Annotated in this window: 20 protein-coding genes; 8 read left to right on the top strand and 12 right to left on the bottom strand. The window is 43.8% G+C overall.

All coding sequences use genetic code 11. From position 1 onward, the window contains the following. Window positions 1-2: 2 nt before the first annotated feature. A complete protein-coding gene (locus tag BMW86_RS12350) occupies window positions 3-359 on the top strand; it encodes a cupin domain-containing protein (protein WP_089782067.1) in 357 nt (118 codons plus the stop codon). Here the strand turns inward: BMW86_RS12350 and BMW86_RS12355 are convergent, their stop codons facing one another. Then, a complete protein-coding gene (locus BMW86_RS12355; RefSeq protein WP_089783656.1) occupies window positions 360-1469 on the bottom strand; it encodes an alpha/beta hydrolase in 1110 nt (369 codons plus the stop codon). 224 nt (window positions 1470-1693) lie between these two features. Here BMW86_RS12355 and BMW86_RS12360 point away from each other — a divergent pair, with 224 nt between their 5' ends. Next, a complete protein-coding gene (locus BMW86_RS12360) occupies window positions 1694-1996 on the top strand; it encodes a winged helix-turn-helix transcriptional regulator (protein WP_255372907.1) in 303 nt (100 codons plus the stop codon). A 230-nt stretch (window positions 1997-2226) separates the two neighbouring features. Here BMW86_RS12360 and BMW86_RS12365 read toward each other — a convergent pair whose 3' ends face one another. From BMW86_RS12365 to BMW86_RS12395, 7 genes are all read right to left on the bottom strand, one after another. Continuing rightward, window positions 2227-2889: a YceI family protein gene (locus BMW86_RS12365; protein ID WP_177189237.1), complete on the bottom strand. Its 663-nt coding sequence runs from the start codon at window positions 2887-2889 to the stop codon at window positions 2227-2229. Between the two features lie 15 nt (window positions 2890-2904). Then, complete coding sequence (paaN, locus tag BMW86_RS12370) at window positions 2905-4563, bottom strand: phenylacetic acid degradation protein PaaN (protein WP_089782070.1); 1659 nt, start codon at window positions 4561-4563, stop codon at window positions 2905-2907. Between the two features lie 28 nt (window positions 4564-4591). Next, a complete protein-coding gene (locus tag BMW86_RS12375; RefSeq protein WP_089782071.1) occupies window positions 4592-5662 on the bottom strand; it encodes a tetratricopeptide repeat protein in 1071 nt (356 codons plus the stop codon). Window positions 5663-5790: 128 nt separating this feature from the next. Continuing rightward, window positions 5791-7032 carry a DUF1015 domain-containing protein gene (locus BMW86_RS12380; RefSeq protein ID WP_089782072.1) on the bottom strand — a complete coding sequence of 414 codons (1242 nt, stop codon included), beginning with the start codon at window positions 7030-7032 and terminating at the stop codon, window positions 5791-5793. Window positions 7033-7176: 144 nt separating this feature from the next. Further along, window positions 7177-8247, bottom strand: a complete 1071-nt coding sequence (serC, locus tag BMW86_RS12385; protein WP_089782073.1) for a 3-phosphoserine/phosphohydroxythreonine transaminase — start codon at window positions 8245-8247, stop codon at window positions 7177-7179. A gap of 188 nt (window positions 8248-8435) precedes the next feature. Then, window positions 8436-9365 carry a zinc dependent phospholipase C family protein gene (locus BMW86_RS12390; RefSeq protein WP_089782074.1) on the bottom strand — a complete coding sequence of 310 codons (930 nt, stop codon included), beginning with the start codon at window positions 9363-9365 and terminating at the stop codon, window positions 8436-8438. A gap of 263 nt (window positions 9366-9628) precedes the next feature. After that, window positions 9629-10252, bottom strand: coding sequence for a DUF502 domain-containing protein (locus BMW86_RS12395; RefSeq protein ID WP_089782075.1), 624 nt, complete (start codon window positions 10250-10252; stop codon window positions 9629-9631). A gap of 482 nt (window positions 10253-10734) precedes the next feature. Here BMW86_RS12395 and BMW86_RS12400 point away from each other — a divergent pair, with 482 nt between their 5' ends. The 6 genes from BMW86_RS12400 (at window position 10735) to BMW86_RS33155 (ending at window position 20141) form a co-directional block, all read left to right on the top strand. Beyond that, entirely contained in the window at window positions 10735-11352 is a 618-nt protein-coding gene (locus BMW86_RS12400; RefSeq protein ID WP_089782076.1) for a TetR/AcrR family transcriptional regulator, read from the top strand. A gap of 5 nt (window positions 11353-11357) precedes the next feature. Beyond that, window positions 11358-12698 (top strand): TolC family protein, encoded by a 1341-nt coding sequence (locus BMW86_RS12405; RefSeq protein ID WP_177189238.1) that lies wholly within the window; start codon window positions 11358-11360, stop codon window positions 12696-12698. 33 nt (window positions 12699-12731) lie between these two features. Beyond that, on the top strand, window positions 12732-13826 hold the full coding sequence (locus BMW86_RS12410; protein WP_089782078.1) for an efflux RND transporter periplasmic adaptor subunit: 1095 nt from the start codon (window positions 12732-12734) through the stop codon (window positions 13824-13826). Window positions 13827-13843: 17 nt separating this feature from the next. Continuing rightward, on the top strand, window positions 13844-17356 hold the full coding sequence (locus BMW86_RS12415; protein ID WP_089782079.1) for an efflux RND transporter permease subunit: 3513 nt from the start codon (window positions 13844-13846) through the stop codon (window positions 17354-17356). Window positions 17357-17587: 231 nt separating this feature from the next. Further along, window positions 17588-18853 (top strand): kynureninase, encoded by a 1266-nt coding sequence (kynU, locus tag BMW86_RS12420; protein ID WP_089782080.1) that lies wholly within the window; start codon window positions 17588-17590, stop codon window positions 18851-18853. A gap of 10 nt (window positions 18854-18863) precedes the next feature. After that, window positions 18864-20141, top strand: coding sequence for a 2'-5' RNA ligase family protein (locus tag BMW86_RS33155; RefSeq protein WP_255372908.1), 1278 nt, complete (start codon window positions 18864-18866; stop codon window positions 20139-20141). Window positions 20142-20358: 217 nt separating this feature from the next. Here BMW86_RS33155 and BMW86_RS12430 read toward each other — a convergent pair whose 3' ends face one another. The 4 genes from BMW86_RS12430 to BMW86_RS12445 form a co-directional block, all read right to left on the bottom strand. After that, a complete protein-coding gene (locus tag BMW86_RS12430; RefSeq protein ID WP_143056562.1) occupies window positions 20359-21336 on the bottom strand; it encodes a FecR domain-containing protein in 978 nt (325 codons plus the stop codon). 4 nt (window positions 21337-21340) lie between these two features. Further along, complete coding sequence (locus tag BMW86_RS12435) at window positions 21341-21979, bottom strand: RNA polymerase sigma factor (protein ID WP_177189239.1); 639 nt, start codon at window positions 21977-21979, stop codon at window positions 21341-21343. A 34-nt stretch (window positions 21980-22013) separates the two neighbouring features. Beyond that, window positions 22014-22769, bottom strand: coding sequence for a head GIN domain-containing protein (locus BMW86_RS12440; RefSeq protein WP_089782083.1), 756 nt, complete (start codon window positions 22767-22769; stop codon window positions 22014-22016). Window positions 22770-23213: 444 nt separating this feature from the next. Further along, window positions 23214-23954, bottom strand: a complete 741-nt coding sequence (locus BMW86_RS12445; protein ID WP_089782084.1) for a Bax inhibitor-1/YccA family protein — start codon at window positions 23952-23954, stop codon at window positions 23214-23216. Window positions 23955-23995: the final 41 nt, after the last annotated feature.

Below are 23995 nucleotides of genomic sequence, written 5' to 3' on the forward strand. Positions count from 1 at the left end.
ATATGATCAGGGCGTATAAATTATTTACAGGAGAAGATGGCCATTCGCATGTGATAGAAGGGACCGTTGCCAACAAGGAGCTTAGAGATACCGAATCAGTAATGTTTAATGAAACGGCGCCACATTCGTCTTACGACTGGCATCCGGCACCTACTACTCAATATGTCATTACCTTATCAGGGACTTTGTTGTTCGAAACTTTCCTGGGAGAGACATTTACTTTAAGACCGGGAGATATACTGATAGCATTGGATACTACAGGAACAGGGCATAAGTGGAAACTGATAGATGATCAGCCCTGGAACCGGGTGTATGTTGCATTCAAAGACGAAGCTTCTATTAACTTCATTGCAAAATAATTACTGAGTTACATAGTGTAAGAATCTTTCTACGGTGTAAGTAGATAGCTGTCCGCCAGGCCCGTTCAGGTTATAATCAAAACCATGCGTAGCCCAGGGCAGCGAAAGGAAGAAATGTTTGATACCGTTGGCGCTGAGTTTTTTATTCAGCCGCGTACTATGTTCATACGCAACCAGTACATCATGTTCTCCATGTATAATAAGTGTAGGTACAGTGTTTTTATTGACGAATTCAATAGGAGAACTGGCTTCGTAGTTTTTAGGAACGGCTGTATAGGAACCGCCCAGGTAATTCTCCATCACCTTACGTGAATCCATTACCCACGGATTGGCAGGAAGAGAATATCCCCATACCATATCTGCAGGACCATAAAAATCTATCACACCTTTTAGTCCCGGAATGGGTTGCCGGTAAGCGGCCAGTAAAGCTATCTGCGCACCGGCAGAACGTCCCAGTAATACAAAGTTGCTGGTATCTATCTTTAATTCAGCAGCATGTACTTTCAGGTACTCCATGGCAGCATATACATCTTCTACGGGAAGAGGGCATTGAAACGCCGGAGCCAGTCTGTAATTGATAGATGCTACGTGATAACCTGTATTGGCAAGGTAGGTATTCAGCTCAGGTAATTGTTTGCTGTCGCCGCTACTCCATGAACCGCCATGAATCACTATTACACAAGGGCGTAATCCTTCGGATTGTGAAGGGTAAAAATCCAGGTGTAAAGAAGAATGATAGTTGAATGTTTTACAGGGCACTTCTTTCAGATGATTACCTGTGATCATTGTTGCGAAGCTAAAAGGAGCTTTTGCTGACGGATCATTGCCGAATGTATTATCAACAGCAGCAGCCAGTTGCCGGCCTTCTGACCATGCACGTACGATGGGCGTGAGGAAAATGATCAGTGTAATAATACCTAAGATAGTACCTGCCAGTTGATACTTTCCGGCGAAGAAACCACTCAGTAATAATACCAGTGTGATTGCTGTGAATATCCAGGCAAATTCAGCAACGCCAATAGCCAGCAGCCAGAGGTGATAGGTAGGTGCTTTAAATATCGCCAGCAGGGAAATTAATAAGAAAATGATAATTAATACTAAACGGATCATATAAATAGGCATATTCCTAATGCGTAAAGATATGAACCTTTTGCAGGGATATCCATCTATCAATTACTATTGTTTATTTTAGACAATAGCCTTATCTTTTCAATAACTGACCTTATAGAAAACCCGTATTTTCGTAAACTATTTGAATAAGGAAGATTATGCCGGAAAGAAAGACAAACTCGTCAAATTATCAGAATCAGTCATTTTTAGAGAGTAAATGTCCTTTGAACGAACTCTTATTCTCTATGAGCCGCCGTTGGACAACAGACATTTTATTCTGCATTGAAGAGGGTAAAAACCGATTCTCTGCTATCAGGGAAGAGCTTACCTATATAACGGACCATATCCTCTCAGATCGTCTTAAAACGCTGGAAAAGAATGGTCTTATCAGCAGGCATCAATACCAGGGGATGCCGCCTAAGGTAACATATGCTTTAACAGAACATGGGGTAGAGTTGTGCCGGTTACTGGAGCAGTTGTGTGAGTTTTCAAGTTTGATATACGAAGATAAGGGAGTAGCTGTATAAATAATCAGGTTGATTTAAAGCTCCGTTAAGAGCTTCGTGGTATAACAAAACATAATAGGCTCCGTTAGGAGCCCCGTGTTTGTAGCAAACACCTTAAACAACAAAACACAGACTCCGTAGGAGTCCCCTAAAATTGCTAACCTCAGGGGACTCCTACGGAGTCAATTATGTAGAATATTATATTTTACTACAAACACGGGGCTCCTAACGGAGCCTATTATGTTTTGTTACTACTTTAAAGCTTTTATCTTCAACTGTATGTTCACCTGGGAGTTGATCAGCTTATCCTGCATGGATTTATCTGCCCGGTAGGTCATTCCCCACAGAGTACGGTCTATATTAAAGACAGCTTCCGCAGTTAATACCTCATTGTGTATCCTGATATAGGCCGGAAAGGAGATGTTCTTGGTAATGTTCTTGATGGTCAGATTACCCTGAATCATATAATTCGCATCCTTCATCATTACATCATTCCCTACAGACGGACGAAAATCACTGGCGCCGGTAATCTCAAACCGGGCAAAAGGATATTTTTCCACGTCAAAGAACAGGGGGCCTTTCAGTTCTGTTTCCAGTTTACGTTGCAAAGAAGTATCAGTATAAGACAGGTCCATATCTTTCAGTGAACTCATATTGATCTCTATACTACCACCTGTAATGGTTGTGTCTTTTACATAGAGCTTACCCTGGTGTATCAGGAAACGGCCGGTGTGTTTGCCGGTAGGTTTGGTACCTATCCACTGCAACTCACTGGTGGTCGTGTCCAGACGATACGCACTGCCTTCTCCTTCCTTTACGGACTGAGCCTCGGTTGTTGTCGCCTTGTCTGCTTTCGGCGCCTGCTCGCAGGCCGTCAGTAAAGCAAGAAAAATAAGAGGTAGTATATATTTCATAAACATATTGTTCTATCAGCTGCCGGTCAGTTCCCGGTTGCCAACCCATACAAACCTCCTCAGGATAAATTCAGGATTGGTGAAGCTTGCATTGCCCGCAGGATTGCCTCCCGTCACATGAAAATCTGAAAAAGCAGCGTGTTGGTTTACCCAGATGAATCCGGTAAAATTAAAAGATACAGGTGTGAAAACACTATTCATTGCCTCAGTGATCTTTTCTTTCATTTCAGGACTGGTAGCATATGCCGCACAGGTAATAGCCCCGTGTTGCTGTGCCATCTGCCTGGCCAGTTGAATTGATTCATTTGTATCCCTGGTTTTGATCAATAACAAAACCGGGCCAAATAATTCCTGTTCAAAGATATTTTTATCGGTGCTGGTTACTTCCAGCAGGGTAGGTGTATAACCTCTCAGCTGTGTAAATTCTTCGCTGGCTATTGGTTGTCCTTCCAGTATCACTTTGGCTCCCAGCTTGTTAGCATTATGCGCACGCTGTAAGGTCATATCATTCTGTAAGGCGCCCAGTGTACCTGCTCCCATTTTTGGATTATTCACCAGTGCCAGTATCGCATCCTTAAATTTCTGTACCACTTCATCAAAGCTCAGATGGCCACTGGCGGTAGTTACACCCGATTGTGGAATGAAGAAGTTTTGCGGCGCGGTACACATTTGTCCGGAGTAAAGAGACACTGAGAATGCCAGATTCTGTAACACAGCATCTATATCAGTTACGCTGTCAATTATCACAGAATTAACACCAGCTTTTTCAGTAAAGACAGTTTTTCCTGTCAGTGACTCTACGTAGTTGCCAAATTGGCTGCCACCTGTATAGTCGATCAACTGAATGCCTGGATGTTCGCACAGCGTTTTTGAAACAGGTGCTGCAGAAGTATCTGCCGCCAGTTGGCAGAGGTTAGGACTGAATCCTTTTTCCTGTAATACCTGCTGGATAGCGCTTACTGCAATCGCAATCGGTAATATCGCTTTTGGATGAGGTTTTACGATAACAGGATTACCGGTAACGAGATCTGCAAAGATGCCGGGTAATGAGTTCCATACCGGGAAAGTGGAACATCCTATTACAACGCCGGTCCCTTTAGGGATAGCCCGGAATTCCTTTTTCAGCACCAGGGATGTTTTACCCATTGGCTTTTCCCACAGGAGGGTAGCCGGGTAACGTGTTCCCTCATGATATCCCATAGCAATGGCTTCCAGTGCCCTGTCATTGGCATGTGGGCCAGATGCCTGGAAACTCATCATAAAACTCTGACCTGTAGTATGCATGGTAGCGTAAGCAATCTCAAAGAAGCGGCCTTTAATAGCTTCCAGCGTTTCTACCAGTATGTCTGCACGTACGGATACAATGGTATTACGCCATTGCGGAGCTGCTGCCGCTGCTTTTTCTACCAGTGTGTTTGCATCAAAAATAGGGTAGGTAATGCCCAGGGGTTGCATGGAATAAGGAGATAATTCTTCTCCGGCCCATGAAGTTTCATTCGTCTGTAACAGCTGTTTATAAGGTTGCTGTAACATATCCTGGTACTTTTCCGCACCCTCTGCCATGGCGGTTTCGCCATAGGCTTTAGGATGTTCGGGGTACTGAGAATAAAAAGCGCGTTCATGATTCGCCTTCACGGCGTTATCAATCGTGTTTTGGTGTTTGATCGTGAGCATATGTGGAATTTGTGAATTTGATCAATCCTTATCTTGGCAGCGAGAACTCATTATTGTTATAATATTCATCCGGTCTCATTTTCAGTGGGTGATTTCTCTGGAATTGCAGGAAGCTGTCGTAATCGGTTTTATGAAGGGTGGTCCATGCTTTGAAGGCTGCCTGATTAGCTACTGGTCCAAATACCCATTGGTTATAGGCTTCGAACATTCCTTCTTTCAGCATCGCGCGTTGAAAATCGAATAATGCATATGGGTATTTAACCCCGGAAAAGTTATACCAGTCGAGCAGGAAGCGGGTACGCACCATGATCAGTGATTCAGGGTCTATGCCTGTCATTACCACGCCTACCTGTTTGCCCATAGCTGCCAGGTAATCCCTTTGGAATTCCGCAGCAGAGGGGCGTTTACTTTTCTTATCTACCTGTTGCTGGTCCTCAACGGCTTTGCTCAGAATAGAAGGATCGTTATATAATTTTTTATAGGCATCTATCAGCAGGTTCCTGATTTCAGCGGTACGGTCTGTATAGCTTTCCAGGTTTACAAAGATTTCTCCGTAGATGATGATCCATAACGGATTCTTTGTATAAGAGTAGGCGCGGGCCGCATTGTAGTAATTACCAGGGAAATTGGGATCTTTCTCAATTCCTTTCAGCCAGCTGCCCATTCCACCTTCGTATACTTTCAGGAACATGAGCAGTTGTCCGTTGTCATTATACAGTTCTCCGCTTTCAGGAAATTTCTTCAGTCCTTTCTCGTATAATTTCTGTGCAGTCTTAAATTCCTGGCGTGCCTGGTAGATATTTCCGGCAATCTGGTATAGCTGTGCATCTGCCTCTTTTTTATTCAAAAGGGGTTCTATGATGTTTTTTGCTTTGCTCATATCACCTTGCAGGAAATAAGAAAATCCCAGTTGCTTGCGGAATTCTACGTTATCAGGTTCCATTTGTAATGCCTGATTCAATACCAGTATGGCATTGGCGTAATCTCCACCACGTATAAAACCCGTTGCTGTATTGTATAATTCTTTTGAATCCTGCCCTGATGCTATTACTGAAGAGAACAATAACCCCGCAAATAACACTGTTTTCAACATATTCATACCTGTCTGAACGTTTGTTGTAAAAATAAAGAAAAAAATGTGCCATCCATTGTTAACCCCAATTAAAAAGCCCGGGCCAGCAGGAAGTACTGGTTGGCCCGGGCAGGATATATGAGTTAATTATATGATCAGATCAGGTGACTGATCAGTCCATCTCTCAGTTTAGGTTCAAACCAGGTACTCTTCGGAGGCATCACATTACCACTGTCTGCAATATCAAATAACTGCTGAATGGTTACAGGATAAAGGGCGAAGGCAACTTTCATTTCGCCGCTGTCCACTCTTTTTACCAGTTCATTCAGTCCGCGGATACCGCCAACAAAGTCGATGCGTTTATCGGTGCGCTGGTCTTTAATGCCCAGGATTTTATCCAGGATATTATTGGAAAGGATGGTGACATCCAGGATACCGATAGGATCGGTGGTATAGGTGCCTTCTTCAGCCAGCAGGCGGTACCAGGTACCATCCAGGTACATGCTGAATTCATGCAGCATAGAAGGGGCCTGAGGCATATGACCGATAGGCACTACACTGAAATCGTATTCCAGCTTAGACAGCAGGGCTTCTTTGGAAAGGCCGTTCAGGTCTTTTACTACACGGTTATAATCCAGGATTACCAGTTGACTGGCCGGGAAAATAGTGGTGAGGAAGAAATTAGCCGGATCATCCTGGGAGATCATCTGTTTTTCTTCAAATTCTTTCTGTACCAGGGAAGCAGAAGCTGCGCGGTGGTGGCCATCTGCGATATAAGTGAAAGGTACTTTTTTCTCGAAGAGGGTAGTGATATTCTGTACGGCAGTAGGCTCATCTACAACCCAAACGGTGTGCTGAATGCCATCTGCTGCGGTAAAGTCGTAAGCAGGAGCATGGGCGGTCATCCAATGTTCTATCAGGAAGTTTACTTCCGGAACATCATTGTATGCCAGGAACACGTTGCCTGTCTGTGCGCGGGTAGTTTTAATATTATTGATACGGTCCTTTTCTTTATCAGGACGGGTAAATTCGTGTTTCTTGATGATGCCGCTGTTGTAGTCTGATACAGAGGATGCACAAACCAATCCGGTTTGTGTACGGCCGTTCATAACCAGCTTGTAAATATAATAGCTGGGGGTGTTATCCTGGAAGAGCGTTCCTTCCTGAATAAAGCGTTGCAGGTTTTCTGCGGCTTTATCATATACAGCCTGACTATACACATCTGTGCCTTCGGGCAGGTCTATTTCCGATTTGGAAACATGGTAAAAAGCATACGGGTTACCGGTTGCTTCCACCTTTGCTTCTGTTGCGCTCAACACATCGTAGGGGCGTGCCGCTACTTTTTCAGCCAGTTCCGGAGTAGGTCTTAAACCTTTGAAGGGTCTGATGATTGCCATGATTTATAGTTGTTAAGGCGCAAAAGTAATTAATAAAGAACAAAAAGAAACCCCGTATAAATTCCCTTATAATTATAGAAGGAAACTCATACGGAGTCAGATGTGAATATTTTGCTACAAACATGCAGCTCCTGCCGGAGCCTGTTATGCCTTTTTCAGACTGAAATACTTCATGGCTTCTACAAGTACTTCTACACTGTCGTATGGAAGGGCATTGTAAAGGGAAGCGCGGAAACCGCCTACACTACGATGACCTTTGATACCGATAATATCTTCTTTCTTACAGAATTTCAGGAATTCTTCTTCCAGTTCAGGTTTATCCATGATATAACACACATTCATACGGCTGCGGTCTTCTTTGGCTACAGTACCACGGAACAGTGGGTTATTATCGATCTCGTTATATAAAAGTGCCGCTTTCTTCTCATTGATCTTCTCTATACCGGCTGCACCACCCTGGTCTTTTAACCAGCGGAGCGTGAGCATGGATATATAGATAGCAAATACGGGAGGGGTATTTAACATGGAACCGTTTTCTATATGATTACGGTAATCCAGGATGGTTGGTATTTTGCGGGTCACTTTACCGAGAGCGCTCTTACGCACGGCTACCATAGTGGTACCGGCGGCTCCCATATTTTTCTGTACACCTGCATATATAAGCGTAAACTTGTTAAAGTCAAGCTGACGGCTTAATATATCACTACTCATGTCTGCTACCAGGGGAACATCCGTTTCCGGGATCTTCTGCCACTGCGTACCATAGATGGTATTATTGGTGGTAATGTGGAGGTAGGTGGACTTTGGCTGAATAGTAAACTGTTTGGGAATATGATTGTAGTTGCTTTCTTTAGAGCTGGCAGCTACATCTACAAATCCAAATTGTTTTGCTTCTTTAATAGCCTTATTGCTCCATACACCTGTATCGATGTAAGAAGCCGTTCCATCATTTTCAAGCAAATTCATAGGTACCTGAAGAAATTGGGTGGTAGCTCCTCCATGTAAATAGAGAATCTCAAAATCATCATCCAATTGCATCAGCTCCCTTAAGAGATTGCGTGCCTCATCCAAAACCGCCTGAAACAGCGGGGTTCTGTGTCCTATTTCGAGAATAGACATTCCTGAACCCTCAAAGTCAATCAAAGCTTTGCTGGCCTTGTATAGCACCTCATTTGGCAATACAGAAGGCCCTGCGTTAAAATTGTGCACCTTCATAGGTCGATCTAAGTTAAATACATTGTTAGCTTGTTCCACGTTGCTTGGTTTGTTCAGAGGAATGGATTAAAAAATGTATGGCATTTCAAAATGGTGCTGTATAGCGTGTAGGATAAGGCTAAAAAAAGATAGTATCAACAAAGATAAATTATTATTTTTTAAAATCGAAATTAATTGAAAATAGCCCTTTATTCTTCTTGTCTGCCTATCATTTTGTCTTTCACAGGGAGTACCCTCTCCTTCAAGAAAATCCTCGCTTCTTCCTTACCTAAAGGGGGCATACCGGCATTTACCCAGGCGGTATACCAATAACTGGCAACCATATGCACTGCGCCGGTCATCCGGCGTTCTACCATGTCTCCAAGGGCAGTTTGATAGGCTCTGACATAAGCTGTTGAATAGGTCCTTACCAGTTTACCTTTCCTGTTTTCCCAGGCGTAACGTTGGTCTGGCGCCATTTGTAATGTTCTCTCTTTTTTTAGCACAGTATCCGCAGCCTTCCCGCTTTCTGTCACTATCTGCCAGGTGGTGGCTGCTATGTCTGTTATATATACGGGTTTTTCTGTAAAATAGTTGAAGGTCTGGTCTGCTAATAATTCAGGAATCCTCGATTCCCATAAGCCGTGGATACCCTGCTGCCCGGTAAATTGTCCGTTGTGGTTGGAACAGGCATGGAGTGGAACGTGTGCATCTGCAATGTAATGGCCCAGGTCTGCACTTAGTTTTATGATCTGTTTGGTATCTCTTTCCATGAATGCTTTTGTAAGACGTTCCATCATCACAGAGATATGCCAGGGGAGAATACCGTAGGTGTTCAAAGTATCCTCACCAAACTTGGTAACAGCGTAGATCCATTTCCTGGGAAGCTCATTGGGTTTGTAGTGATCAAGATCTATATAATGCCTGGGGCCTTCAGCGGCTACTATGTAACGGCGTTTATCAGCATCTGTAGCGTGGGTAGTCAGATATTCCAGCTGAGGTTTATATAATACCATCATCTCCGGAGGTAACAGAAATACGGCCAGCCGGTTAATACGCTGATGGGCAAAAAAGCCCCATCCTTTGGTAGAAAGAGGAATGAATACAATCAGAACGATCGCTAAAAATCTGTAATACATTGGGTGAATTGGTTAACAAACGTGTACTAAACATAGTAGAGATATAGTGATCCTTCGTTCATCCTTCGTTCGCGAACGAAGGATGAACGAAGGATCACTATATCTCTACCGGATCTCTGTTAAAGAAGAGATAAGCTTCTGATAAGATTCAAAAGATACATATCCTACGCTTGTCCTTCGCTAAAAGGCGTAGGATAAGCGTAAGATGATCCTGTTCGGAAGCCTGTCAGAACCTTATCAGAACTATTTCTAAGTTAAGATTATTATTTATGATGAGCATCAAGACTGGTCACTCCACCGCTCACGGCAAATTTCATCGCTTCTCCGGCAGAAATATTTGTAAGAGGTTTTACCCGCTCATTGGGTACTATAAAAACCTTTCCGGTAATAGCATATGCATGAGGAACATATACTGCCATATGGCCTTCCAGGCCCAGGCTATCCACATTGGGCTGGGTAATGAATCCCATCTCCCATACATCAACCCCATAAATCTGTACCAGTACAGGATGATCGAATTTCTTCTTTTCTCCTACAAAAGCATCAAATACATCCTTTACCGAAGTATAGATATATTTAATGAAAGGAGTCCTTTCCAGTAAATGATCAAATAAGGAAAATAACCTGCTTAATATAAAGGATGAACTGAGGTATCCTACTACCACCACCAGTACTATTACCAGTACAAAACCTACCCCCTTATAACGGAGATATTTCAGCGGGGTATCAATAGGGATCAGTTCTTTAGGAATGATATTATCAATTGTCATGAATGCCCAGTAAAGGGTCAACGCTGTTATTCCAACAGGAGCGAGAATGATGAGTCCCTGGAAGAAATACTGCAACATGCGGGCAGCCAGGCGCTTCAATCTGATTTTTGGAGACATATATTTTTTATGTGTAAGTGTGTCCCGGACCTTTGTCCGGTAATGACAGCACAAAGTTACACCCTTTATTTTATCTGCCCTGTTTGCCCCTGTTTTATACAAATTAAGAGTGTCTTCGGAGAGAGTTCGGGGAGTCTCTATATGTTGAGCACACCTTGAACATACCTTGAACATACCTTGGTCATACTTAGAGCACATAGATAAGTTGAGAGTATCTCCAAGGTATGTTTTACGTGTGGCGCACATATAGAGACTCCCCGAACTCTCCCCGAAGATACTAGCTTGTATCCTGGGTGATGTAGTACCCCTATCTTGATAAGCACATTAAATAAAAATGTATTGGAAACTTTTGTAGTTTAAAAAGTTTCCATAGTTTTGCCCCGAGCATAGCAAATCTGTGAAACCGCCAGACTGGAAAACCTACGAACCATCCAACTGACTGGAAATGAGCCTGTACTGAAAAACTATCTTATACACTCAAAATGGAAATGCAGGAACGGATTCTCGACACCTCATTTGGTTTGTTCCGTCAATACGGAACAAGGTCCATTACTATGGATGATATCGCCCAGAAAATGGGAGCGTCTAAAAAGACTCTCTATGCCCATTTCGCCGATAAAGACGAACTGGTGATGAATGCGATAGCCCGTTACCTGACTCAAATGGATGCACAATCCAATGAAAACCAGCAACAAGCCGGTGATGCAATTGATGAAATGTTCCGGGTAATGCAGATGCTGGACGAATGTTTCCGGTATATGAACCCTATCATACTGTTTGATCTGCAACGCTTTCACGCCCGTGCATTCCAGGTATTCCAGGATTATAAGAACGGCCCGCTGCAACTCACCATCAGACAAAACCTGGAACGGGGTATCAGTGAAGGACTATACCGTCCGGAACTGGATGTAGATGTGATGACACAATACCGCATAGCTGCTACTATGATATGCTTCCAGCCCGACTTATTTCCTGCGGCAAAATATGAAATGGGTAAAGTGCAGCTCCTGTTGCTGGAACATTACCTGTATGGGGTAGTATCTGAAGAAGGATATAAACGTATAGGAGAATACAGAAAAACAACCACTGCTAATAAATGACCTTTATGAGACTAAAAATCACAGTTTTACTGTTGATGATCAACCTACACGGGATGGCACAGCAGCCTGCGAAGCAGGACGTGCTGCCGCTATCCGCCAAACAGGCAGTGGACTATGCACTGGCCAATCAGGCAACTGTACGCACCGCTAAACTGGACCAACTGATTCAACTGGCTAAAAACAAAGAAGTAAGCGGACTGGCCCTGCCCAATGTAGCCGGTTCTGGTTCCTTCCAGCACAATCCTATCGTTCAGAAACAACTGATCGATGCCTCCAACTTTTCTGATAGTGTTCCCAAAGGAACACTGGTCCCTTTTTCATTCGGACTAAAATTCAATGCAGTAGGAGAAATAAAAGTAAACCAGGTACTATTCGACCCCAGCGTTCTCGTAGCGCTGCAGGCACGTAAAACCCTGGAAGACCTCTCTACCCGCACAGTTCAGAAAGCTGAGATAGATGTAAAGGTAAGTGTGTACAAATCTTACTACAATGTACTCTCCGCCCGTAAAGCATTGCAGTTCCTCACCGGGAATATTGCAACGCTGGAAAAACTGCTGAGTGATACAAAAGAAACGTATAAAAACGGACTGGTTGAAAAACTGGATGTAGACAGATTAACGGTACAGCTAACCAACCTGCAGACAGAAGAAACCAAACTCCGCAACCTGAATGAAGTAGGCGTTGCTGCCCTCAAATACCAGATGGGCATGTCTATGCAGCAGGAAATTGAATTGACCGATACGTTATCTACTGCAGAAATAAAATCAGCAGTGGTAGTAGAAAACTTCGACTATTCCCAGCGCATAGAATACCAATTACTGCAAACACAGAAACGGGCATACGAATTTGATCTGAAAAGATATAAATTCAATGCATACCCTACACTGTCCCTGTTTGGTACAGGTGGTATGAGTCGCGCCAGCGATCAGTTCAACTACTTCAACACCGCCACCTGGTACGGATATGTTGGTTATGGTGTAAACCTGTCATTGCCTATCTATGCAGGTTCCCAGCGCAGACGTAAAGTAGACCAGGCTTTCCTGGAAGTAAAGAAAGCAGAAGTAAAGATAGAAGATGCGAAACTGGGTATAGACCTGGAACGTTCTCAGTCTTCTTCCAATCTGCGTAATAACATCCTTACACTGGATGCTCAGGAAAGCAATATGAAACTGGCGCAGGAAGTACACAACATGACACAGATCAAATACAGAGAAGGCGTAGGTTCCAGCCTTGAAATGAGTACGGCAGAAAATGACCTGCTCACAGCTCAGAACAACTATTTCTCTGCCCTGTATAATGCTGTTGTTGCAAAAGTAGATTACCTGAAAGCAAACGGCAAACTGTAAAAACCAACATCGATCATCCTTAACTAGAACTATATGTTAAAAAGATATTTCCCTGCTTTGCTGATCATTACATTCTTCGTGGCTTGCGGCGGCGAGGTTACCAAAGAAGAGCAGCTGAAAAAGAAGAAAGAGGAAAAGGCTAAACTGGAAACAGAAATTGCTAAACTCGAAAAAGAAACCAGTAAAGCAGATACACTGAAGAAAAAGAAAACGGTGGTTATCAGCCCTGTACAGGATACCGTATTCGAACATTACATAGATGTACAGGGTAATGTAGACGCCCGTGAAAACGTGAACGTTTCTTCCCGTATCCCTGGTGTTATCACCGGCATCTTTGTGAAAGAAGGGCAGACCGTAAGTAAAGGTCAGGCACTGGCACAGGTAGATGATCAGATCATGAGATCCAACCAGGCAGAACTGTGTACACAACTGGATCTGGCTAATACCTTATTCCTGAAGCAGCAAAACCTCTGGAACCAGAAAATAGGTTCTGAAGTACAATATCTGAATGCTAAAAATCAAAAAGAAAGCCTGGAAAGAAAGATGTCTACCCTGCAGGACCAGATGGGACAGGCAAGGATCATTTCCCCTATCAATGGTACTGTGGATGCGGTAATCTCTAAACTGGGAGACAATGCAGCTCCGGGTTCTACGTCTTTCCGTGTAGTGAATAACTCTAACCTGAGAATACTCGCAAACATAGCAGAAGCTTATTCCGGTAAAGTGAAAACAGGAGATGTGGTAGTGCTGAACTTCCCTGATATCGATAAACAGGTCCGTACCAAAATAGGGTTTGCTGCAAGAGTGATCGATCCGTTAAGCCGTACCATTAAAGTAGAAGTACCGCTGCAACCAGATCCTGCATTACGTCCGAACATGATGGCACAGATTAAAATTATCGATTACAGTAAGTCCAAAGCGATAGTGATACCAGTGAATGTAATCCAGTATTCTTTAGGTAAACCTTATGTGATTATTGCACAAAATGGTATGGCAAAAAGAAGAGAAATAGAACTGGGACATACTTACAATGATAAAGCAGAAATCAAGAGTGGCTTACAGGCAGGTGAAAACATTGTAACTATCGGTTACCAGGGATTGAATGATAATGACCTGATCCAGCAATAATAATTAAAACAAGGTTTATGCAAGATAATCTGAATAAAGAATTTAAACCTACCAGCTGGTCGATCGATAATAAGGTGAGTATTTATGTCGCCACCATTATCATCGCATTTGCAGGTATCATGTCATATCAGAGCCTGCCGAAGGAACAGTTTCCTGAAGTAGTATTCCCTCAGTTTTATATCAGCACTATCTATAATGGTACTTCTCCGGAAGACATGGAAACGCTGGTAACAAAACCTATAGAAAAACAACTGGGTGGTATCTCCGGTGTGAAGTCTATCAAAAGTACTTCCATGCAGGATTACTCTGCCATCACCATAGAATTTGATGCCAGTGAAAATATGGATGCCGCCAGGCAGGAAGTACGGCAGAAAGTGGATGATGCAAAGAAAGACCTGCCCAATAATCTTACACAGGAACCACAGATCATTAAGATAGATGTATCGCAGATACCTATTATGAACGTGAACCTGTCCGGTGATTTCGACCTGCAAACACTGAAAAAGTATGCAGATGAAATGCAGGACCGTATAGAAGCATTGAATGAAATTACCCGTGTGGATATTGTGGGTGCATTGGACCGTGAAATACAGATCAACGTTGATAAGTATAAGATGGAAGCTGCACAGGTGAGCTTTGATGATATCGGAAATGCAATTGCCGCAGAGAACAGGACAATCTCTGGTGGTCTTGTATCTATGGATGGTCAGAAGCGTACGCTGAGTGTGAAGGGTGAGTATAAAGATGCCAGCAAGATTAAAAACATTGTTATCCGTGGACAATCAGGTGCCATTGTATATCTGCGTGATATCGCAGATGTGGTAGATGGTTTTGAAGAGCAGGAGAGTTATGCACGTTTGAATGGTAAGAATGTAATCACGCTGAACGTTATTAAACAAAGTGGCAAGAACCTGATTGATGCATCTGATAAGATCCGTAAGATCATTACAGATATGCAGAAGGATTATCTGCCTGCCGGACTGGATGTAAAAATTACAGCGGATCAGTCGGATAAAACACGTGTAACATTACATGATCTGATCAACACCATTATCATTGGTTTCCTGTTGGTAACATTAATTCTGATGTTCTTCATGGGAGCTATCAATGCGATCTTCGTTGCATTGTCCGTACCTATCTCCATGTTCATCGCATTCCTGCTGATGCCTGCATATGGTTTCACATTGAATATGATGGTACTGTTCTCTTTCTTATTAGCATTGGGAATAGTAGTGGATGATGCGATTGTGGTGATAGAAAACGTACATAGAATTTTTTACTCACGCAAAGATCTTGGTATTGTCAAAGCCGCCAAGATGGCGGCAGGAGAGGTGTTCCTGCCGGTGTTCTCCGGTACGCTGACGGTACTGGCTCCGTTCGTACCATTGCTTTTCTGGCCTGGTATCATTGGTAGCTTCATGTTCTTCCTGCCGGTAACGTTGATCACTACACTGGGAGCATCACTGATAGTAGCTTATATTATCAACCCGGTATTTGCAGTAGACTTCATGGACCGTCATGAAGGAGAAGCACATCCAAAACCAACATTCGACAAGAAATTTGCTTTCCTCACCGCCGTATTTATGGTAATTACAATAGGAGGATATGCAGTGGGTGGTGCAGGAGCAGGTAACTTCGTTGTATTTGTTTATCTCATGATAGTGCTGGAGCGTTTCTGGTTAGGTGGTGTAGCCCGCCGTTTCCAGAGTAACCTGTGGCCAAGGGTACAGGAGCGTTACAAGCGTGTATTGAAATGGTGTCTGATAGGATGGCGTCCCATATGGATAGTGTTAGGTACATTCTGTCTGCTCATCTTTAGTATCATGTTAACAGCCATCCGTAATCCAAAGGTGGTATTCTTCCCTGAAGCAGATCCTAACTTCATCTATGCTTACATAGAGTTGCCAATGGGTACAGATCAGAAATACACAGATTCTGTTACACATATTATAGAACAAAGGATTACAAAAGTGATGGGAGAAAATAATCCTATCGTGGAATCTATTATCTCCAACGTAGCTGTAGGTGCAGGTGATCCTTCACAGATGGATATGAGTGTGCAGCCGCACAAAGGAAAGGTAACAGTGGCCTTTGTGGAATTTGGCAAACGTAATGGTGTTTCTTCCAAACAGTACCTGAATAAGATCAGGGCTGCCGCAAAAGGAATTCCCGGGGCAGATATTACTGTTGAACAGGAACAGGGAGGCCCTCCAACAGGTAAGCCAATCAACATAGAAATTTCCGGTGATGAATTTGAGGAGTTAACATCAGGAGCAGATAAACTGAAACGTTACCTGGATTCTTTACAGATAGCCGGTGTGGAAGAACTGAAAACGGATTTCCAGAGTAATAAACCGGAGATCCTGGTGAACATAGACAGGGAAAGAGCTAACCGTGAAGGTATTTCTACCACTACTATCGGTATGGCATTACGTACCGCATTGTATGGACAGGAAGTATCCAAGTTCCGTGATCCGGAAGATGATTACCCGGTGATGGTTCGTTTTAAAGAGAATGAGCGGAACAATATCAATACGCTGATGAACCTGAATCTTGTTTACCGCGATATGACGATGGGTGGCGCTATACGCCAGGTACCATTGTCGGCTGTAGCAGATATTAAGTATTCCAATACATATGCAAGTATCAAACGTATAGATCAGAAACGTGTTATTACGCTTTATTCCAATGTACTCACTGGGTACAATGCAAATGAGGTAGTGGCCCAGATTCAAACAGCTATGCAGGACTTCCCTAAGCCGCCGGGAACATCTATCAAGATGACGGGAGAGCAGGAAGACCAGGCAGAAACTTCCAACTTCCTGATGATGGCGATGGTAGGTGCATTTGGACTGATCCTGATGATCATGGTAACCCAGTTCAATTCTATCGGAAGGCCGCTTATCATTTTCATGGAAATATTGTTCAGTATCATCGGGGTATTCCTTGGGTTCTCGATTTTCGGTATGGACATTTCTATTGTAATGACAGGGGTGGGAATCATGGCCCTGGCCGGTATTGTGGTACGTAACGGTATTGTATTGGTAGAGTTTACGGACCTGCTGGTAAAGCAAAAGACACCGGTATACGAAGCCGTGGTAGAAGCCGGAAGAACACGTATGACGCCGGTATTGTTAACAGCTATTGCGGCTATTCTTGGTCTGATACCACTGGCAGTAGGCTTTAACATTGACTTTGCCGGGTTGTTCTCCTCTTTTGAACCGCATATTTACTTTGGTGGAGATAATGTGGCATTCTGGGGGCCGCTGGCCTGGACGATGGTATACGGGTTAGTTTTTGCCACTTTCCTTACGTTGATCCTGGTACCGGTGATGTATGCCATGAACAAGCGATCTATCGATGCTCTGGACATGATGGGGTGGCCGCGTGTACTAAAATATGTACCGTTCACGGTATTGATATTGAAGATTACGATGAGTGGTGAAGACCTGAAGAAGCTCCATGATCCTGCTTATACATCTCCAAAGCCTTATAATTTCTTTGAAGATGAGGAGGAAAAAACGCATTAAATGTTATAACACAAATGTTTTAGTCGATACACGTACAGTGTAACAGTTGTAGGTTTAAACAGATACCGCTCCGAATCTTCGGAGCGGTTTTTTTTTGCCCTTAACAAACTTTAACAATTAACTGCTGTCTCAATTACTTATTTTTGATAAAGAAACCGGCCATTAGACGTTAACCTGTATAAATGTGAACAAGAGAGAAACCGGATAGGAAGAACCAGAATAGAGACAGTTATGTTTGAGGTATCAAAGGCGTTTGCTGAGGAACAGGATCAAAAAGACACTTTAGCCCCATTTAGGGAGCAGTTTTATTTTCCTCAGCGGAATGGAAAGAATGCTATATATTTTTGCGGTAACTCATTGGGTTTGCAGCCCAGGAATGTAAAAGCAGCGATAGATCAGGAATTATATGATTGGCAGCAATGCGCTGTAGAGGGATATTGGGGAGCAAAGAACCCCTGGTTATATTATCAGCAATATTGCAGCCGGCCACTTACGGAGATATTAGGAGCAAGCCAGGATGAGTTGTCAGTGATGAATACGCTCACGGTTAATCTTCATTTAATGATGATGAGTTTTTACCGGCCAACAAAACAGCGATTTAAAGTGTTAATGGAAGCGGGAGCATTCCCCAGTGATCAGTACGCTGTTGAAACTCAGGTAAAACTGCATGGGTTAGACCCTGCAGAGGCGATCATAGAAGTATCACCGCGGCAGGGGGAACATTTGATCCGGGAGGAAGATATTTTTAGGATAATTGAAGAAGAAAGTAGTAGCTTAGCACTAATATTATTGGGGGGAATAAACTATTATACCGGCCAATTGTTTAATATGCAGTCCATTACGGACGTGGCTCATAAAGCAGGAGCCTTAGTCGGGTTCGACCTGGCACACGTAGTAGGAAACGTACCTGTGAAGTTACACGACTGGAAAGTTGATTTTGCCGTGTGGTGCTCATATAAGTATTTAAATGGAGGCCCCGGAGCTGTAGGTGGAGCATTTGTACATGAAAAACACGCCCGAAACCGAAACCAGCAACGCTTAGGCGGCTGGTGGGGCAACGAAGAAGCCACCCGTTTTAAAATGGAGAAGGGTTTTGAACCCAAAAGCCGTGCAGAAGGCTGGCAATTGAGCACGGCACAAGTATTTAACATGGTAGCACTAAAAGCCTCATTGGAACTGTTTGAGTCCGCTGGTATGGCCGCTTTAAGAGATAAGAGCATTAAACTCACCAATTATCTTGAATTCCTGTTAAAACATATAGAAAACATAAATTTTGAAATAATTACGCCTAAAAATTGTAAGGAACGTGGTGCACAGTTATCTTTGTTATTCCATGACAGAGGTAAAGATATCCAACAAAAGATGACGGAAGCTGGTTTAATTGTCGACTGGCGCGAACCCGGAGTAATACGGATATCACCGGCGCCCTTGTATAACTCTTATGGAGACGTATTTCATTTTTATGAAATAATAGCTAATATTGATTCAAACGCTTAATTAAGGTAAGATGACTTTTGAGAGAAACGAACGCCCCCGCAGGCCCTACTCTCCTCCTGGTGCAGATAAAGACCAAGATCCCAATAAGGAGAGACCAGGCGGTTACTACAAACCCGATTTTAATAACGAAAGGGAAGGCAGACCCGGTGGATACAACCGGGAAGGTAATGACAGACCTCCAACAAACTATAACAGAGACCGTGGTGAAGGCGGTGGTGGATATAATCGTGGCGGCGACCGTGATGGTGGTGGCGGCGGTGGATATCGTCCACGCGACAACAACGGCGGTGGTTATGGCGGCGGTGGTGGCTACAATCGCGATGGCGGTGGTGGCGGCTACAACCGTGGTGGCGACCGTGACGGCGGTGGCGGAGGATATAATCGTGGCGGCGACCGTGATGGTGGCGGCGGCGGTGGATATCGTCCACGTGAAGGTGGCGGCGGCTATGGCGGCGGCGGTGGTTACGATCGCGATGGCGGTGGTGGCGGCGGCTATAACCGTGGCGGCGGTGGTGGTGGTTACGATCGCGGTGGCGGTGGTGGCGGCTATAACCGTGGCGGTGGCGGCGGTGGTTACGATCGCGGCGGCGGTGGTGGTGGTTATAACCGTGGCGGTGGCGGCGGTGGTGGCTACAATCGCGGCGGCGGTGGTGGTGGCGGATATCGCGGTGGCGGCGGCGGCGGAAGTCGTCCAAGCTTCGGCGGACAAAGACGTCCTTTCACTCCGAAACCTGATAACAAGATCTACTTTATCGCCTTACTCCCTACTGCTGAAGTAGGTAAGGAGATCATCAAAATAAAACAGGATTTTGCTGAGAAGTTCGGTCCTATATATGCGCTGAAAGTTCTGCCGCATATTACGCTCCAGGTACCTTTCACTGCAGACCCTGCACTGGAAAAATCCTTCTGCGACGAACTGGCTGAATTTGCTAAAACACAGGCACCTTTCGAGGTTTCCCTGAACGGTTTTGGTACTTTCCCGAACAAGCAGAATCGTGTACTGTTCATCAACGTTGAAAAGAGCGAAACAATGGGCGCCCTTCACAGGCAGCTGATCAACTTCCTCCGCAAGGAATTTGGTTTCAGTACCATGCTGGCACGTACCGGTTTCACACCGCACGTAACAGTAGCGTTCAAAGACCTTGAAGATGCTCAGTTCGATAAGGCATGGCCTGAATACGAAAACAAAGAGTACACAGCTACTTTCAAAGTAAATAACCTGTACTTCCTTCGTCATAACGGTAAATCCTGGGAAGTTCTGCAGAAATGCAAACTGGGAGGAGCCTGATAATAAAGGAATATCAAAAAATAAAGAGGGAGTCTGTAATACAGGCTCCCTCTTCTTTTTGGCAGTGACTCAGTTTGATTTTGGGTGCAGGGCGAAGCCCTGCAAAAAACCTTTAATTTTTTTATGATGGTGCGAAGCACCGTCATAAAAAAATTGTTCAAAACAAAAAAAGCCGGGTAATTAATTACCCGGCCGTATCTATTATACCTACAACATACTATGTGTTCTTTTTCTTTAAGTGATAGACTCCCTGTTCTTTAGTCCAGGTGGTTTCTGCGGTGCTTGCAACTACGTCCAGTACATTTTCCAGTTTAGGATTATCAAAGAAATCTCCTCTGTAATCCAGGTGTGCGACTGTACTATCCTCAATCACGATCTTCACATTATAATATGATTCCAGTGTGCTGATCACATCTTTTATCTGGATATTATTAAAGCGAAGTACATTCTCTTTCCATGCCATCAGATTGGGATCAGAGATGGCAATCTCTTCTAACTGCTTATCTGTTTTGAAAATGGCTTTTCTGCCGCTGGTGAGTACCAGTCTACTAGTAGACTTCTCCTCCGTTTTGCGGGAAACAGCTACTTTGCCAGTAAGCACTGCTACTTCCACCGGTTGTGCTTCGTACGCTTTAATATCAAATGTAGTTCCCAGCACCTGCGTTTGTGTATGATTTGCATACACCACAAAAGGACGCGCCTGTTCATGCGCTACATCGAAAAATGCTTCCCCTTCCAGGTATACCGCACGTTCCGCACCGGCAAGATTACTGGCATAATGAAGCTTGCTGTTCTGGTTCATGAATACCTTGCTGCCATCCGGTAATACAACTTCTTTCTTTTCCATAGAAGCCGTCTGTACAATTATCTCACGGGGGCTCAGCAGGAAATATGCTGTACCAGCACCTGCGAGTACCAGGAAGGCTGCCGCTATACGGAATGCATTCCGGTAAGGAGAGATATGTTTCACAGGCTGTATCTGCCGCTGAAATCGTTCCCAGTTACGCTCCGTATCAGGAACAAAATCAGTATCTGCTGTAGCAGTCAGGTCCCAGGTCTTTTTTATCTCCTCATAATACCGGCTATTAGCTGCATCTTCTTCCAGCCAGGCCTGCAAAGAAGCTTGTTCCTCTTTACTGAGACTATTTTCCATCGCACGAACAATCAGCGTTTCTATATCAAAGGTGTTAGGCATACCGTTAAAATTGTAAGAGTAATGCAATAATGAGGATGATCGTGTGCAGGTAATCCTGCAAAGACACCCGTAATTTTTTCAATGCCGTCATCATCTGGTTCTCCACTGTCTTAATAGAGATACTCAGTGTAGTAGCTATTTCCCGGTATGAAAGTTCTTCATAACGACTGAGAATAAAAATCTCCCGGCACTTCTCCGGCAGACGGTCAATTGCCTGCTGAATATGCTGCGTCGTTTGTTTCAACCCCAGGCTGGACTGGGCCGCCTGTATTGGTTCCATATGATCTTCCAGTGACATATGCGTGCCACGGCGTTTGTTCTTGTCCAAATGATCCAATGCCATATTAATTGCTGCCCGATGCAGGTATGCTTTGAAATATACGTCCTTCAGGGCGGCCCGACGGTTCCAGATCTTTATGAATACATCCTGCGCAAGATCCTCTGCTGTAGCAGTATCCTGCACAATTCGATAGATGGTTTTACAGACAAAAGGGAACCAGTTTTTGAATAGCGTTTCCATAAACTGCTCTTCATCCTCCTGTAAAAGCTTTTGTAATTCGGCATTCTCCGGCATAGTACAAAAATAAGATTTGTCGCTGTTCCTGCTGACATCGTTATTTGACTGACGAGAGTATGCTACCATAGGCATAGCTTGCATGTGTGTGACGCTTTCGTACTTATAATTTTATAACTCTTCCTGATCCCTGTATCTCTGTATTCACAGTGGGATTTCCTTTATACTGCACATTTCCACTGCCCCAGATACTCACATCCAGCGCATGAGAAACACTGAGTGTATGTCCGCCGGAACCTTTTACGCTGATCTCTGCATCTGTACAGGCAAGCCCCAGTGCGCTTATATCTCCGCTGCCATTAATATCACTGTTGTAAACACCGGCACTGCCATACAGCGTAACATCCCCGCTACCATTCACCAGCGTTTCCAGTTTGGGTGTTACCACTGTAAAACGTGCATTGCCACTGCCATTCACTGTATAATCAAAATTATCTGTGCGTAGGGTATCCGTATTATCAATACTACCGGAACCGGAGAAACTTACAGCATGGTAATGCTCACTTTGCAGGTATACATTAATGTCTTTATAGAAATTCAGTCTTACCCCTTTTTTCAAAGTAACATGCAGTGTGGAGCCAGTTACATACGTATCTATCACACGCATTAAATTATCCTCTGCACTTATCTCTACACGTGTATCTGCCGCTTGTTTCAGGTGTACATAAAAAGGACCATCCACCGCTACATCAGTAAAACTGCCTGTCTGACGCTTTTCTGTCACCACAAGACCGGATCCGCCAAGTACTTCCTTGCTGCAACCGGATAATATGAAGCTGAATATTATGATCATCAGCAACAACCATCCTATACCAAGACTGCTATAAACGATAATGACTTGTTTTTTAGCTGTATACATAATGGGGGAGATTTATGTTATACAGTTATAACGGGGTGAAGAAGAAATACCCCTATGGAATTGATAAAAAAAAGAGAGCCGGTCGTATTGAAATATGACCGGCTTTTTGATTAACCCCTATGAAAACCAACTATTGCTTATAAATTATTATTCAGTTAATGAGTTCTGTCGTCTTGCACTTTCACATCTTTAAAGGAATTCTTCAACTTAAGAACTATGTAATAGAAAAGACAATTACCATGCCACAGGATGCTAATAAATTTATAATACAGTTTTTAACATTCCTTTACGAATCCTTTAACAGTAAATGGGTTATGCTTTAACAAATTGTACACTTTTAACTATTTTCTGATGGGGAACCCGACTATAAACTGACCCTTTGGCGCAACAAAAAGCCCCCTTCAATCAACGATTGAAGGGGGCTTCATTACTTATAAAGAGATATTATCTTCTGTTCAGTTTACTCAGCAAACGCAGGATTTCCAGGTACAACCATACCAGAGTTACCAGGAGTCCGAAAGCTGCATACCATTCAAAGTATTTAGGCGCGCCCTGTGCAGCTCCGTTTTCTATCATATCGAAGTCCAGGATCAGGTTCAGTGCAGCAACAGCTACCACAACCAGGGAGAAAATGATACCAATCATGCTGCTATCGTGCAGGAAAGGCATGTTGATATTGAACATACGCAGCACCATTGCTATCAGGTAAAAGATAGCGATACCGGCAGTAGCAGTGATTATAACCGCTCTGAATTTCTCCGTAGCACGGATAACACGGGTCCTGTACAGGATCAGCATCGCAATGAAAGTACCGAAAGTAAGACCTACCGCCTGTAAAACGATACCATCATACAGTCCGCTGTACATAGCTGAAAGAACACCCAGGAACAGACCTTCTGCCAGTGCATAAGCCGGAGCCAGATAAGGAGCCCATTCCTTCTTAAAAGTAATAACGATAGCCAGTATAAAACCGCCTATGCCACCTACCAGCAGGAAAGGCATGATATTTTGTTGCCTTGCTCCAGCGCCCCAGGAATAAATAGCAGCAGCCATTACCATAGCCAGCAGAAAGCCCATTTTAGCCACTGTACCATTAATGGTCATTACACCATTGGAATGGTCGGCAGCAACAGACTGGAACGTTTTCTCCTTCAGGACAGGGTTATTGGATTCAAATAATGCCATGATATTAAAAATTTATCTTACAAATTTACGATTCTGAATTG

The sequence above is a fragment of the Chitinophaga sp. YR573 genome (assembly GCF_900110995.1).
Taxonomy (GTDB): domain Bacteria; phylum Bacteroidota; class Bacteroidia; order Chitinophagales; family Chitinophagaceae; genus Chitinophaga.

Bases quoted from the DNA above. Each gene is read 5' to 3' on its own strand.
- BMW86_RS12350 (WP_089782067.1), top strand. From the start codon at position 3: ATGATCAGGGCGTATAAATTATTTACAGGAGAAGATGGCCATTCGCAT.
- BMW86_RS12355 (WP_089783656.1), bottom strand. From the start codon at position 1,469: ATGATCCGTTTAGTATTAATTATCATTTTCTTATTAATTTCCCTGCTG.
- BMW86_RS12365 (WP_177189237.1), bottom strand. From the start codon at position 2,889: ATGAAATATATACTACCTCTTATTTTTCTTGCTTTACTGACGGCCTGC.
- paaN (WP_089782070.1), bottom strand. From the start codon at position 4,563: ATGCTCACGATCAAACACCAAAACACGATTGATAACGCCGTGAAGGCG.
- BMW86_RS12375 (WP_089782071.1), bottom strand. From the start codon at position 5,662: ATGAATATGTTGAAAACAGTGTTATTTGCGGGGTTATTGTTCTCTTCA.
- BMW86_RS12380 (WP_089782072.1), bottom strand. From the start codon at position 7,032: ATGGCAATCATCAGACCCTTCAAAGGTTTAAGACCTACTCCGGAACTG.
- serC (WP_089782073.1), bottom strand. From the start codon at position 8,247: ATGAAGGTGCACAATTTTAACGCAGGGCCTTCTGTATTGCCAAATGAG.
- BMW86_RS12390 (WP_089782074.1), bottom strand. From the start codon at position 9,365: ATGTATTACAGATTTTTAGCGATCGTTCTGATTGTATTCATTCCTCTT.
- BMW86_RS12395 (WP_089782075.1), bottom strand. From the start codon at position 10,252: ATGTCTCCAAAAATCAGATTGAAGCGCCTGGCTGCCCGCATGTTGCAG.
- BMW86_RS12400 (WP_089782076.1), top strand. From the start codon at position 10,735: ATGGAAATGCAGGAACGGATTCTCGACACCTCATTTGGTTTGTTCCGT.
- BMW86_RS12405 (WP_177189238.1), top strand. From the start codon at position 11,358: ATGAGACTAAAAATCACAGTTTTACTGTTGATGATCAACCTACACGGG.
- BMW86_RS12410 (WP_089782078.1), top strand. From the start codon at position 12,732: ATGTTAAAAAGATATTTCCCTGCTTTGCTGATCATTACATTCTTCGTG.
- BMW86_RS12415 (WP_089782079.1), top strand. From the start codon at position 13,844: ATGCAAGATAATCTGAATAAAGAATTTAAACCTACCAGCTGGTCGATC.
- kynU (WP_089782080.1), top strand. From the start codon at position 17,588: ATGTTTGAGGTATCAAAGGCGTTTGCTGAGGAACAGGATCAAAAAGAC.
- BMW86_RS33155 (WP_255372908.1), top strand. From the start codon at position 18,864: ATGACTTTTGAGAGAAACGAACGCCCCCGCAGGCCCTACTCTCCTCCT.
- BMW86_RS12430 (WP_143056562.1), bottom strand. From the start codon at position 21,336: ATGCCTAACACCTTTGATATAGAAACGCTGATTGTTCGTGCGATGGAA.
- BMW86_RS12435 (WP_177189239.1), bottom strand. From the start codon at position 21,979: ATGGTAGCATACTCTCGTCAGTCAAATAACGATGTCAGCAGGAACAGC.
- BMW86_RS12440 (WP_089782083.1), bottom strand. From the start codon at position 22,769: ATGTATACAGCTAAAAAACAAGTCATTATCGTTTATAGCAGTCTTGGT.
- BMW86_RS12445 (WP_089782084.1), bottom strand. From the start codon at position 23,954: ATGGCATTATTTGAATCCAATAACCCTGTCCTGAAGGAGAAAACGTTC.